This window comes from Butyrivibrio sp. INlla21 (genome assembly GCF_900116875.1).
In the GTDB taxonomy this organism is placed as follows: Bacteria; Bacillota; Clostridia; order Lachnospirales; family Lachnospiraceae; genus Butyrivibrio.
The window spans coordinates 76,256-88,714 of sequence record NZ_FPCC01000008.1; the positions used below are offsets into that span (position 1 = coordinate 76,256).

Sequence of the window (12,459 nt, forward strand, 5' to 3'; positions counted from 1 at the left end):
ATAGTGTCCTTTTAAAAATTTCTGTCATCCGTATTTCCGATGATCTTGTCAAAATACTTCTTCCACATTTCATTCGTAACTTCGGGGCTGCACTTTTCCTGAATCTTGGCAGCTTCGGTTCCGATCCTGTCGGCAAGCTCTTTATCTTCAAGGAGCTTTCTGATTGCCTGTGCCATTGCGTCTTTGTCTCCGACGGGAACCAGAAGTCCGTTCTCTCCGTCATTTATAAGGTCCTTGGGGCCTCCGCAGGGGCAATCCGTCGATATGCACGCAAGTCCCAGTGACATCGCCTCTATAAGTGAGTTGGGCATGCCCTCGTGGTTGGAAGCAAGTATAAAGATATATGCCTTCTCTATATGCTCGGCGACGTGCTTAACGTTACCTGCAAATTCAACTCGTGAATCTATTCCGAGACTTGCCGCAAGTCTTTGCTGCTTGGCTCTGTCAGGACCGTCTCCGTATAATACGAGCTTATAATCCTGATATTTATCTTTGGTAGCTTCCTTGAAAGCTTCCATTACCATAGCCTGGTTCTTGTTTTCGTTAAGTCTTGCGACCATCACGATCTTCTTCTCACGCTCTCCGATATATCTGGGTCTGATAAAAGAGGGATCGATCGCATTCGGAAGAATGATGCATTTCTTCCTGATGTATGCAGGGAACTTGGCTTTGGCGCCGTTTGACTGAACAACGACTCCGGCTGCCTTTCCGAAGTTTGTAAGCATCGCAGCCTTCATTGATGTGCTCGAATACTCCATGGAAGGGTCTGCCCTTACGGATACGACAACCTTGATCTCTTCTTTCGTTGCCGTTGAGAGCGCCATAATATTATTCTTTCCCATGAAGCTCAGGATCATGTCGGGCCTAAGGTCCTTCCAGATCTTTACAAGCTTCTCGGATCTTTTTCTGAAATTTTTGATACGGCTCTTTTCCTGCTCGTCCTTAAGAAGTGCAGAGAAAATGCGCTGTATTCCGCCCTTCTCGCCGCCGTTTGGATCAACCCAAACGGGATTCTCATCAAGGTCCGCTACAAGCTCCGCACCGGGCGCACCTGCGGGAACACTCTTCCAGGCTGCGTGTTTAACCTCGTACTCGTTGGCTGCAAGGTACGTAGTAACAAGAGTAACTTTATAACCCTGCTCAAAAAAATAATCCGCAAGATTAGCCATTACCCTCTCTGCGCCGCCCTTTTGAAGGGAGCCTATATACATAGCGATATGCTTTTTATTATTAACCTCAGAATTCAACAAGCTCGATTATCCCCATGCTGTTATTGTATAAAAAAGCGACTTTCTTGCCGTCGATACAGGGCGCAATGTTGGGCTCGTGTATCACGGTGTAGCGCTGCGCGGAAAGCTCCTCCACAGCCTTGTCTATATCTTCAACTTCATAGCAAAAATGATAAGGCGTGTTCTTATAGCGCGCAAGCAAAGGATACATGGGAGAATCCTCACCCATGGGCTCTATGAGCTCAACCCTGTAATCGCCGTTTACAAGGAACTCAATGTTGATGTTCCTGATCTCGTCGAATTTAACCGGGCGCTCAATCTCGTATCCGAGCTCCAAGAATTTCTTCTCGGACTTTGCTATGCTCTTTGCAAGATATCCAACGTGATGTATCTTCATGCGTTTAGCCCTGTAATTTGCTCATGATAATGTCTGCCATCTCACCTACATTCTTCATGGAAACAATCTGTCCCATGTTGAACTTGATGTCAAACTCCTGCTCAATGGCATTGATAAGATTGATGTGCTCAAGTGAATCCCATCCGTCAACATCTGCCGCTGTTGTAGCGTCGGTAACGGTAAGATCGTCCTCCTCGAAAACATCTCTGAATACTTCATTTAATTTCTCAAAAACTTCTTCTCTTGTCATTAAAAAACTCCTTTTTGTAAATCTCAGGAATCCGCACCCCGCTGCGGATTCCGTAAGAACATGATTCAGGTGTGAGGGACGATCTTTGCGAAGCAAACTTTTATATCGTCCCGAATATCAACAATGGTACGTGTACCATTGTTGGAAAATGTAGAACGACCACGCGATCTTGCTGTAGTTGGCTCCAGTTGCGGGGCCGCCGTCGCCGTTAACCACATAATTGTTGATAAATTCGGATACATAGTCTACATCAAATATATCCTGCTTCTTAAGGAAAGACGTGCTGCTGTAATCAAGAAGCTGTTCCTTCAAAGGACCGCGAAGCCACTGATCCATCGGAACGCCGAAACCTGTCTTTGGTCTTTCCAAAAGCTCTTTGGGAATATAGTCATAAGCAAGATCTTTAAGAATATGCTTTTTATCACCCTTATAGAACTTGTATTTATGCGGTATCCTGAACGAATACTCCATAACTTCCGTATCCATTATAGGACATCTCGACTCAAGTGAGTACTTCATGGAAGCTCTGTCCATTTTAACAAGAATATCCTCGGGAAGATAGGTGTCCATATCAAGGAGCATTCTCCTTACCTGGAAGTCCCTTACTCCGTAGAGGCTCTCAACAGGGAAAAGAATCGGCTGCTTGTTGATACCAAGGTTGTAATCCGTAGCGATATAATCAAGCGCGCTCATCGGAACATCCGGCTCTTCTTTTCCTGAGATAAATGCGTGACAGGACTTGATATAGCCCTCCGAAACAAGCTGTGTCTTAGTCTCGGGATTGCGGTTATTGGCAACGACCTTGACCCTAAAGGGCATCTTATCAAGAAGTTTGCCGCTTCCCACGGGAATCTGTCCTATTCCGTGCACGATCGCACCCGGAATATCAAGAAGCTGCGCCTGTCTTACGTTTTCATATATGTTATAGCCGCAGAAGAACTCATCTCCGCCGTCTCCCGAAAGAGCAACGGTAACGTCCTTCTTGGCAACCTTACTTACGAGCATTGAAGGTATCTGCGAGTTGTCCGCAAAAGGCTCGTCGTAGTACTGAGGGATGCTGCTGACAAGATCAAACATCTCTCTTTCCGTGATGTAAACCTCGGTGTGGTCCGTGCCGAGATGCTTTGCGATCTCTTTGGCGTACTCGGCCTCGTTGAACCTGGGAACGTCAAATCCGATACAGAAGGTCTTAACGGGCTGATCAGACAATTCCTGCGCTATTGCGGTTACGAGCGATGAATCGTATCCTCCGGAAAGGAAAGTACCGAGCGGAACGTCCGCGATCATCCTGTTCGCAACAGACTTCTTTAAGCGCTCCTTAAGTCCCTCTTTAGCCTCTTCATAGCTTCTAACGGGATCTGCGCTCATCTTTTTATAAACATCTTTGATGTTCCAATATTTCTTTTTACTGATCTCGCCGTTATGGAACTTAAGATAAGAACCCGCTTCAAGCTTATAGACATCCGTGAACACCGTATCGGGCGCCATGATGTACTGCTGAAGAAGGAATCTTGATAACACCTGTTTTCTTATTTCAGGCTTAAAACCGGGGCATTTCATGATAGGCTTAAGCTCTGATGCGAACACAAGATTCTTGCCGTCTACCCAATAGAAAAGAGGCTTCTTACCGATCCTGTCTCTGATAAGATAAACGTCATCGGTCTCTCTGTCGTAAAGAGCGATCGCGAACATACCGTGAATGTGATCGACCATGTCGATGCCCCATTTAAGGTACGCAGCGATAATAACCTCGGTATCGCAGTTTGATTTAAAAGTATAATCCGAAAGCTCTTTTTTGAGCTCAAGGAAATTGTAGATCTCGCCGTTGTAAACGACAGAGATCCTGCCGTTTTCCGAGTGCATGGGCTGATGTCCCAAAGGCGACAAATCAAGGATCGAAAGTCTTCTCTGGGCAAAGCCTATGATATAGTCATTCGCACCCTGATACAGTTCAACACCGCTGTCATCGGGGCCTCTGTGATACATGGTATCGTTCATGATGCGAAGCTGTTCTTCCGTTATTCTCTTTTTAGAAATATATCCGCAAATTCCGCACATTGTATGTATTAAAGCTCCACAGGAAGTTTTTCGAAGTTGTCACGAAGTGGTCCGAAGTCCTTGCACTCATTGTCGATTGAATCAATGAGCTCAATGTACTTCTCGTTTACAAGTGTCTTGTAATTATCAAGGTTGTCATAGCCCTTCTTGGTCCATGCAAAAGGATGTGTAAGGATCTGCACTCTCTTGTTGGCCTTGATGGTCTCCTCGTCGGGATAGCCGTATCTCCAGATGTGGTTGGCATCCGACATATACTTTACATCAAGCTTGGAATCGGGCTTCGCCTGAGGATCAAAAGAGAAGAATTCGTCCTGATAAGCATTGATGATACCGGGAAGCTTGATATTCTCTGCAAGAACGTCAGGTGAAGGTCTGTGGATGGAAAAAGATGTGATATTAAAGCCTAGCATATCGCTGAGCATATCAATTTCCTGCTTGATCCTCTTTCTGATAAGCTCCATATCAGTCATGCCGTTAAGCGCAAAGTGAAGACCGATGTGCTGTCCTCTCTCGTGCATGTCTGTAAGGATGTCTCTGTTCTTTCTTGATAAGATGTTGTAAGAGTTGTTGGTCCACTGGAAAAAGAATGTGGATCTCATATCCATGCTCTCTTCAACCTTTGAAAGGGCGTAGGCTCTTTCTACGGAATACTCAACATCGTGTCTTAAGATGATAAAAGAATCTCTGTTAAGCGCCTCCTCATATGTGGCATTAAGCCCTGTCTCTTTTACGATTCTAAGTATTTCTCTGTAATCATCAAATGAAAACATTACTTCTTTTCTCCTATTACTTTTTCGAGATAATCTCTCCACTGTATAAATACCGCCTCTGCATTGGCGATCTGTTCTATCTTTCTTGCCTCGTCTCCGAGTCTCTCGGCAAGCTCTCTGTCTTCGATAAGCTTGCAGATGCCCTCCGCCATCGCATCGGGATCCTTTATCGGAACAAGAAGTCCGTTCACGCCGTCCTGCATAACGGTCCTCGGACCGCCGCAGGGGCAATCCGTCGCAACAATGGGCATTCCCATCGCCATCGCTTCGAGAAGCGAATTGGGCATTCCTTCCCAGTCGGATGAAAAGGCATATACCGCGCCCTTCGGGATCTCTTTTTCCAGCTCGTCGCTTCCGCCCATAAGAAGGATGTAATCCTCCGCGTGGTTGTCAGCGATTATCTTATCGAGTATCTCTTTGGTTCCGTCAAAAGAGTCGGGACCGTAGATCTTAAGCACGTAATCGGGGTGCTTCTCGTGAACCTTTATAAAAGCTTCGCACAGCATGGGCTGATTTTTGAAGTCTACCAGCCTTGCGTGGTGAACAACAGACTTTTCGCGCTGCTCAGGCTTTTTTAACCCAAAATACTTGGGATTAATCGGATTGAGTATGATCTGCGAATTATCCTGAAGATGGGGTTTAAAGAACTCTTTTTGTCCCGTCGTCTGGAAGACGCAGCCCGCAGCCCTGTCAAACAGCCAGGCTATCTGTATCTTGTCCGAAATAGCATCGTAATGTCCCACCGGGTCTGTCCTTATGGAAATGACCACAGGAACATCGCTCTTACCTGCCGCCATGAGTGCCCTGTAATTGGCTCTCTGTGCAAAGGCGATAAGAACGTCCGGATGATAGTTCTTAACGAATTCTCTAAGGTATTTGATCCTTAAAAAGAACTTGGCTATTCTGTTCTTCTTTTCATCACCCTCACGCAGACCTACATGGACTCTCGTGACCTTTTCGTCAAGGGCGAACTCGTTCTCGTCCACCCATTCGGTTGCCACGTATACCTTGTAGCCTTCCTTGGCGAACTGATTGGCGAGGTTTGAGACAACTCGCTCCGCGCCGCCCTGCACAAGGCAGTTGAGGTGAAATGCTATTGTTTTCATAATTATCTGAGTACCATTCCTGTAACTAATTCCTTGGCGGAATCGTATTTATCAATGATGAGTGAGCCGTCCACTGTCCTTACGATAGGCTTACCGTCAAAAACATCGGCGATCTCTCCGGGCGCATATCCCGAGAAATCTATCATCTCATCAAAAGGATGAGCCTGCCAAACGGTAACTTTGTTCTCATCGCTCTCCTCACCCACATAGCAGAATGCTCCGGGGAAAGGCGCCGCAACGCCTCTGATGAGGTTGTAGATGTTTCTCGTTCTTTCGTGAAAATCTATTTTACCGTCCGCAGCCGTACGTTTATTGTACCATGAATCAAAGTCTTTTGAATCTGTATGAATGGGAATTTCTCCCTTTTCCATATATGTTGTCACGAGCTTCCTGATAAGGCTCTTGGAGCAGATCATATTCTTGTACTGCGCGGTCCTTATGTCGTCGTGCTCGTTTATCTGGAACATCTCCGTAGCAAAGACGTTGGGGCTGTCGGCCTTCTCGTCGTATCTGAAGAGATTGAGGTTAAATCTGGTGTCTCCGAGGATCATTGACCAGTTAAGGGGCGATCTGCCTCTTCCGAAGGGCAAGTATCCGCAGTTTCCGTGGAAGCCGTAGATTCCGGCCTTAAACGCATCAAGAACATGCGGAGGGATAAGTCTCTGCCAGCCCATTACGATTCCGAGATCAAAAGTATTGTTCTTTATAAACTCTACCGTCTTGTCGTCGTTAAGGAAATAGCTCTCTGCCTCGTAAACGGGAATTCCGTATTTCTCGGTCAAAAAAGAAAGTCCCTTAAAGCCGGAGACCTGATTGTGCTCAAGAACCTTGGGCGCAATGGTCATGACAAGGTCAACCTTGCAGAGCTCCTTTTCTATGAAATCTATTATGTTTTCCGATGTGTCTTTTACTCCGAAGACTACTACCTTGTAATGCATCACTCATACCTCTTGAATATCTCATGAATACTGTCTTTATACTTATCGGGAGTGTAGAAAAGAGCTCTCTCTCCCGCTTTTTCCGAATAATGAGAAAGCTTATTGTCATCAGTCAAAAGAGACAGAATCTTGTCCGCAAGTATCTTTTCTCCGTCCGTGATGTTCTCGGGGTTCATGTCGACCTCTTCGCCCATGTCCGGAACGAGAATGCCGTATTCTCCTTCGATAGCTTCCTTGGTGCTGTCTCCGTTAGGGATTCTTGAAATAAGATCCTCGTACTGCTCAGAGCTTAATAGGATCTCTCTGGGACCGGTCTTACAGTCAGCGGAAACAACGGGCTTTTTAAGTGCCATTGCTTCAAGGACCGCATTGGGAAAGCCCTCGTGGTTGGAGCTGCAGACATATACGTCGGAAGCCGCAACGTAAGGGAACGGATTCTTCTTCATTCCGGTAAACGCAACCTCGTTTTCTATGTTGAGCTCATTGGCAAGCTCCTTGTAAGAACTCCAATTTCCCGCACCGGCTATTACAAGCCTTGCATTCGGGCATTTCTCGTGGACCAGTGAAAAAGCCTTGACGAGATGCCAGATTCCTTTGATGTAATCGTTTCTTCCCATGGTGGAAATGACCTTGAGGTCCTCTCCCTTAAAAGGGAAATCCTCGACAGGTTCGCTTCCCTTTTCGCAGATATCATCCGTATCCAAAGGATTATAAATATATGTGCTCTTATCGTAGTTATAGTCTTTAAGGAGCTGTCTTACTATCTCTTTTGAACAAGAAAGAACCTGATCTGATCTGCTGCAAAAAAGCTTTATCTGGTCGCTTCGCTCCATATCGGTCTGACAACGAAGTCCGGTCAGAACCTTTTCTTTTCCCCTGGATAGAACGTTGACATAGTTGGCCGAACTTCCGAAGCTGTAGGAAATATCTATTCCGAGCTCTTTCTTAATCTTTTTTGTCTTTTTGACTCTTTTAATAACATTTATTATTTTATTTACAACGCCTTTTTTCGAGAGTACATCAATGTCTATGACATTCAGCCCCTCGATGTCGAAGTTGATATCTTTTGAACTGAAAATAAGAATATAAACGTTGTAAAAGTCCTGCATGAGTCTTGCAGTCTTGATGCACACACGCTCAAATCCGCCCTGGTGGAGCATCGGAACCATGAGCATCAGGTTCTTTTTGTTATTATTCATCAAAAATGTCCTCTTTCGTAGAAATAAGCCATCATCTTGGCCTGACTCTTTACATCAAAGCCTGCGGAGCGAAGTTCGTTAAGTATGTGCTCCGACGACTCTTTTCTGTTTCCTATGGAAAAGCCAGAATCGATATGGCTTATCAAATGCTTGGGCGCCGTGTTTATCGTATCAAATCCGGTACCGGCATCAAGTAAGTCAAAATCGGGCGTATCCTCGTTTTCAAAGACGCTCTCTTTTCTCTCACCGGCTATCTGCGTAAACGTTTGATTAAGCTTGATCTCTTCACTGAAAATATCCTTATCGGCATCTCCCTGAAGCATGAGATCTTCGAGTATCTTCCTCGCCCAATCTCTGGGGTCCGAGTTAATGCTTCGCATTGAAACAAGCTCAGTTACATTAACTTCGGGAGTAACCTGATCTGAAACCAGGCACTGAAGTCCCGCTGCCTGCGCCTCTATGACACTTCCGGGAAGCCCTTCGTATCTTGAAGGGAAGCAGAAGTAATCCATCGCCTGGTAATAATCTGAGGCATTACTCTTATTGCCTGCAAAAATGCATCTGTCGTATATATGTAGTCTGTCGGCAAGCCTTCTCATCTCATCCATAAGAGGACCCGTGCCGAGCATTAGAAGTCTTACTCTCATGCCGTGGAGCATGCTGTATTCGTTTAAGTCGTCATTATCAAGAAGCCTGCAAAGCTGCGTAAATACCTGTAGCAAGAACTCGTGGTTCTTGGCGTATCTAAAGCTTCCGACATGTCCTATTACAACGGCGTTGGAAAGTCCAAGCTCGCCTCTTATCTTATTTCTTGTTTCCTCGTTATAAGCAAAATTCTTGAGGTCTACGGCATTTGGAATGATGCGAACGCTTCCCTGATCCATAAGCGTCTGTCCGAATACCGAATATCCGGCCTCTTTTGAGCACGCGAAATTGTAATCGCATATACCCTCTTTTTGAAGGGGTGTCCTGAGAAATCTTGTCGCAAGACCTTTTACGCCTTTGTCTACACCCGCGCTTCTTGCGTGAGCAACGCAGATTGGAACTCCGTTCTTTTTGGCGATAGGAAGATAAATGGCTGCGGTACTCGTCATGTGTCCCTGAACAACCTTCCACTCATCTTTATGCTCGGCAAAAAATCTTTTTATGGCCGCTTTGTACTCGGCATAGTTGGTTCCTACAAATTTCGGAAAGCAGAATATCCTTCCGCCCAGCTTATATACGCTGGAATCAAAATAGTCCGGCTCTCGAACCTTCATAAGTTCGTCAGAAGTCGGACTCTTTTTTCCTGTCTTTTCAGGTGAACAATGGACAAGAAAATCAAACTGAATCCTGTCCCTGTCCATATTGCGATATAGATCGATGATCCTGCACTCAGCGCCGCCTACTCCAAGTCCTCCGAGAACATGTAAGACTCTTATCTGACCATAGTTATCTTCCATTTTATCCCCTCGCTGCGCTTCGGTCAGTTTCCTTTTCTGCTCCGAAGCTTCATTACCGTAAATTTGGTCTTAGCTGTTATAAACTCTGCCAGATTCCCAAAGAAGCTGCGTTCTGTAGGTTCTACATTCATAAATTCGGAAAAAGAAACTACGTCGGCCTGTTCAAAAAGCTTCTCGAAATTCTCAAAATCCTTGTCGTTCATGGTGTTTACGTGATAGACAAAGGTTGTGAAGCCGTCTCTTTTATCCTTGATACTGCTGCTCTTTTTAACCGAGATCGGATAGAAGGTCATTCCGAATCTGGAATAGGGCGCTCTTCCGAAGCCGTCGGTTATCTTGTATATTCCGTTTTTCTTAAGAGACTTGATTGTCTTCTTGTCAAAGGAATGGGAAGGCGCCATGAAGATATCGGTGTTGATATCGTGGCTCTTAAATATCCTTCTTGCTTCCCTGAGCATGTCGTCCTGAACGGAATATGGCTGTCCTGCGAATTCAGACTTTCCGCCAACGGGGAAAAGACCGGGTTCCTTGGTGGTATAAATGTGATTAAAGCCGTGAAGTGCAATGACCCATCCGCTGTCCCGGAGCTCTTTTATATAGTTCCAAAAGTCCTCACGAAAAGGTCCACAGCTTAATTTCTCATCCTTATTATCGGGAACAACACCTATGAGAGGCTTGATATCATGCGCATCGAGCACTTTCTTGAATCTCTCGAATTTGTCCCAATCCATATCAGGTGTTATGTCATCCAAACGAACAGTTATCTTCATAAATTCTCTTTGTACCAATCAATGGCAAGCTTGATTCCTGCCTTGAAATCATATGAAGGATCGTAGCCGAGATTCTTTCTTGCCTTGCTGATGTCGGCGTTGGAATCTCTGATATCACCGGCACGAGGAGGTCCGTAGATGGGCTCTACATCAAGTCCGAGTGCATCTGTAAGGTGATGATATACATCGATAAGGAACTCTCTTCCGCCCGCACCGATGTTGTAAGCTTCACCTGCTGCCTCTGATGAAGCAAGGCAAGCTCTGAGATTACCCTCAACAACGTTGTCTACATATGTAAAGTCACGAGACTGCTTACCGTCACCGTTAATGGTAGGTGTCTCGCCGTTCATAAGCTGTTTAAGGAACTTAGGGATTACGGCCGCATATGCACCGTTGGGATCCTGTCTTCTTCCGAATACGTTGAAATAACGAAGTCCGTATGTATCAAGTCCGTAGAGCTTCTTGTAAAGCTTACCGTACTCTTCGTCAACCTTCTTGGTAAGAGCGTAGGGAGAAAGAACATTTCCTTCCTGTCCTTCCTTCTTGGGAAGGATTGTGGAATCGCCATAAACAGATGAGCTTGAAGCGTAAACGAACTTCTTAACGCCGTTCTGTCTTGAAGCTTCCATCATGTTGAGTGTTCCGCGGATGTTGATCTCCTCGTACAAAAGAGGCATCTCGATACTTCTGGGAACGCTTCCCCAAGCCGCCTCGTTGAGAACGTAGGTAACGCCTTCCGTTGCCTTAAGGCAAGCATCAAGGTCTCTGATGTCGTCCTGAATAAAAGTAAATCTCTCGTTGCTCATAAAGGGCTGGATGTTCTCGATGTGCCCTGTTGAGAGGTTGTCCATGCATCTTACTGTGTAACCCATATCAAGAAGTGCTTCGCAGATGTTTGATCCGATGAAGCCCGCGCCTCCGGTTACGAGGAAAACGCTGTCTTTGTCAAAAACTAAATCTTTATATCCCATTATTACAGTCTCCAATAATCAAATTCAGGCTTTTTATAATCGTTCATATCGTAGATTCCCTTAAGATCCATGAATACCTTGGTCTTGTGGGAAGCATTGAAGAACTTCGCGATATCAGCGGGCTTGTAGCTCTCAAACTCCTTGTGAGCAACCGCAACGATAACCGCATCCATATCCTTAACGGCATCAATGCTGTCAAAGTCGATGCCATAGAGTCTTTTAGCCTCGTCAGAATCAGCCTCGGGATCGACAACAACGGGAGTGATTCCGTACTCTCCGAGCTCGTTGTAGATATCGATAACCTTGGTGTTACGTGTATCGGGGCAGTTCTCCTTGAATGTGAATCCGAGGATTGCAACCTTGGCATTCTTAACCGCGATATCGGCTGAAATAAGGTTCTTTACAAGGGACTCGGCGATGTACTTACCCATATCGTCGTTAATTCTACGTCCCGAAAGAATAATCTGTGAGTGATATCCAAGTTCCTCAGCCTTGTATGTGAGGTAGTAAGGGTCAACGCCGATGCAGTGACCGCCTACAAGACCGGGGAAGAACTTAAGGAAGTTCCACTTTGTTCCGGCTGCCTCGAGAACGCTCTTTGTATCAATGTCCATCTTGTGGAAGATCATTGAAAGCTCGTTCATGAAAGCGATATTGATATCACGCTGTGAATTCTCGATAACCTTTGCTGCCTCTGCAACCTTGATAGACTGTGCTTTATAAACTCCGGCAAGAGCAACAAGGCTGTAAACCTTAGCCACTTCCTCAAGAGTCTCTTCGTCCATACCTGAAACGATCTTGGTAATTGTATCAAGTCTGTGCACCTTGTCACCGGGGTTGATACGCTCGGGTGAATATCCGACCTTGAAATCAACGCCGCACTTAAGTCCTGACTCAGCCTCAAGGATAGGCACGCAGATATCCTCTGTTACTCCGGGATAAACCGTTGACTCGTATACTACGATGCTTCCCTTTGTAAGGTACTTACCAAGTGTATGGCTTGCTCCCTCTACAGGTGAAAGATCGGGTGTGTGATCGTCATTAACCGGTGTAGGAACTGCTACTACGTGGAACTTACACTCGCGAAGCTTCTCGGGATCTGCCGTAAACTCTACGCTTGTCTCCTTGATAGCATCATCTCCGACTTCTCTTGTGGGGTCGATTCCTTTTTTATAAAGTTCAACCTTAGCCGCATTAAAGTCATATCCTACAACCTTGATCTTCTTGGCATATGCTACGGCGATAGGCATGCCGACATATCCAAGTCCTACAAGTGATAATTTCTCTTCTCCCGAAAGGAGCTTTTCATACAAACCCATTGTGATTCCT

At 45.6% G+C, this 12,459-nt stretch carries 12 protein-coding genes; all 12 read right to left on the minus strand.

Annotated elements, in window-relative coordinates; translation table 11 throughout:
• Nucleotides 1-11: 11 nt before the first annotated feature.
• The 12 genes from BM377_RS06455 to BM377_RS06510 all read right to left on the minus strand — a co-directional run bounded on the left by BM377_RS06455 (nt 12) and on the right by BM377_RS06510 (nt 12,449).
• Nucleotides 12-1,250 (minus strand): glycosyltransferase, encoded by a 1,239-nt coding sequence (locus BM377_RS06455; protein WP_177223819.1) that lies wholly within the window; start codon nt 1,248-1,250, stop codon nt 12-14.
• Entirely contained in the window at nt 1,237-1,626 is a 390-nt protein-coding gene (locus BM377_RS06460; RefSeq protein WP_092245514.1) for a VOC family protein, read from the minus strand. The genes BM377_RS06455 and BM377_RS06460 overlap by 14 nt, the downstream gene beginning before the upstream one ends.
• A 4-nt stretch (nt 1,627-1,630) precedes the next feature.
• Nucleotides 1,631-1,876, minus strand: a complete 246-nt coding sequence (locus tag BM377_RS06465; protein ID WP_092245517.1) for an acyl carrier protein — start codon at nt 1,874-1,876, stop codon at nt 1,631-1,633.
• A 117-nt stretch (nt 1,877-1,993) separates the two neighbouring features.
• Nucleotides 1,994-3,934: an asparagine synthase (glutamine-hydrolyzing) gene (gene asnB, locus BM377_RS06470; protein WP_092245520.1), complete on the minus strand. Its 1,941-nt coding sequence runs from the start codon at nt 3,932-3,934 to the stop codon at nt 1,994-1,996.
• Between the two features lie 8 nt (nt 3,935-3,942).
• Entirely contained in the window at nt 3,943-4,704 is a 762-nt protein-coding gene (locus BM377_RS06475) for a polysaccharide deacetylase family protein (protein ID WP_092245523.1), read from the minus strand.
• The gene (locus tag BM377_RS06480; protein ID WP_092245526.1) at nt 4,704-5,810 is read right to left on the minus strand and encodes a glycosyltransferase; all 1,107 of its coding nucleotides are present in this window, start codon (nt 5,808-5,810) and stop codon (nt 4,704-4,706) included. The genes BM377_RS06475 and BM377_RS06480 overlap by 1 nt, the downstream gene beginning before the upstream one ends.
• A gap of 2 nt (nt 5,811-5,812) precedes the next feature.
• Entirely contained in the window at nt 5,813-6,748 is a 936-nt protein-coding gene (locus BM377_RS06485; protein WP_092245529.1) for a methionyl-tRNA formyltransferase, read from the minus strand.
• Nucleotides 6,748-7,947: a glycosyltransferase gene (locus tag BM377_RS06490; RefSeq protein ID WP_092245532.1), complete on the minus strand. Its 1,200-nt coding sequence runs from the start codon at nt 7,945-7,947 to the stop codon at nt 6,748-6,750. Before BM377_RS06490 ends, BM377_RS06485 begins: the two co-directional genes overlap by 1 nt.
• Nucleotides 7,947-9,389: a glycosyltransferase gene (locus BM377_RS06495; RefSeq protein WP_092245535.1), complete on the minus strand. Its 1,443-nt coding sequence runs from the start codon at nt 9,387-9,389 to the stop codon at nt 7,947-7,949. Before BM377_RS06495 ends, BM377_RS06490 begins: the two co-directional genes overlap by 1 nt.
• Nucleotides 9,390-9,412: 23 nt before the next feature.
• Nucleotides 9,413-10,159 (minus strand): DUF2334 domain-containing protein, encoded by a 747-nt coding sequence (locus BM377_RS06500; protein WP_092245537.1) that lies wholly within the window; start codon nt 10,157-10,159, stop codon nt 9,413-9,415.
• Nucleotides 10,156-11,130 carry an SDR family oxidoreductase gene (locus BM377_RS06505; protein WP_092245538.1) on the minus strand — a complete coding sequence of 325 codons (975 nt, stop codon included), beginning with the start codon at nt 11,128-11,130 and terminating at the stop codon, nt 10,156-10,158. Before BM377_RS06505 ends, BM377_RS06500 begins: the two co-directional genes overlap by 4 nt.
• Nucleotides 11,131-11,132: 2 nt before the next feature.
• Complete coding sequence (locus BM377_RS06510) at nt 11,133-12,449, minus strand: nucleotide sugar dehydrogenase (protein WP_092245541.1); 1,317 nt, start codon at nt 12,447-12,449, stop codon at nt 11,133-11,135.
• Nucleotides 12,450-12,459: the final 10 nt, after the last annotated feature.

Excerpts from the sequence above, each read along its gene's own strand:
- asnB (WP_092245520.1), bottom strand. The coding sequence starts at position 3,934 with ATGTGCGGAATTTGCGGATATATTTCTAAAAAGAGAATAACGGAAGAA.
- BM377_RS06460 (WP_092245514.1), bottom strand. The coding sequence starts at position 1,626 with ATGAAGATACATCACGTTGGATATCTTGCAAAGAGCATAGCAAAGTCC.
- BM377_RS06485 (WP_092245529.1), bottom strand. The coding sequence starts at position 6,748 with ATGCATTACAAGGTAGTAGTCTTCGGAGTAAAAGACACATCGGAAAAC.
- BM377_RS06480 (WP_092245526.1), bottom strand. The coding sequence starts at position 5,810 with ATGAAAACAATAGCATTTCACCTCAACTGCCTTGTGCAGGGCGGCGCG.
- BM377_RS06475 (WP_092245523.1), bottom strand. The coding sequence starts at position 4,704 with ATGTTTTCATTTGATGATTACAGAGAAATACTTAGAATCGTAAAAGAG.
- BM377_RS06510 (WP_092245541.1), bottom strand. The coding sequence starts at position 12,449 with ATGGGTTTGTATGAAAAGCTCCTTTCGGGAGAAGAGAAATTATCACTT.
- BM377_RS06495 (WP_092245535.1), bottom strand. The coding sequence starts at position 9,389 with ATGGAAGATAACTATGGTCAGATAAGAGTCTTACATGTTCTCGGAGGA.
- BM377_RS06500 (WP_092245537.1), bottom strand. The coding sequence starts at position 10,159 with ATGAAGATAACTGTTCGTTTGGATGACATAACACCTGATATGGATTGG.
- BM377_RS06505 (WP_092245538.1), bottom strand. The coding sequence starts at position 11,130 with ATGGGATATAAAGATTTAGTTTTTGACAAAGACAGCGTTTTCCTCGTA.
- BM377_RS06490 (WP_092245532.1), bottom strand. The coding sequence starts at position 7,947 with ATGAATAATAACAAAAAGAACCTGATGCTCATGGTTCCGATGCTCCAC.
- BM377_RS06465 (WP_092245517.1), bottom strand. The coding sequence starts at position 1,876 with ATGACAAGAGAAGAAGTTTTTGAGAAATTAAATGAAGTATTCAGAGAT.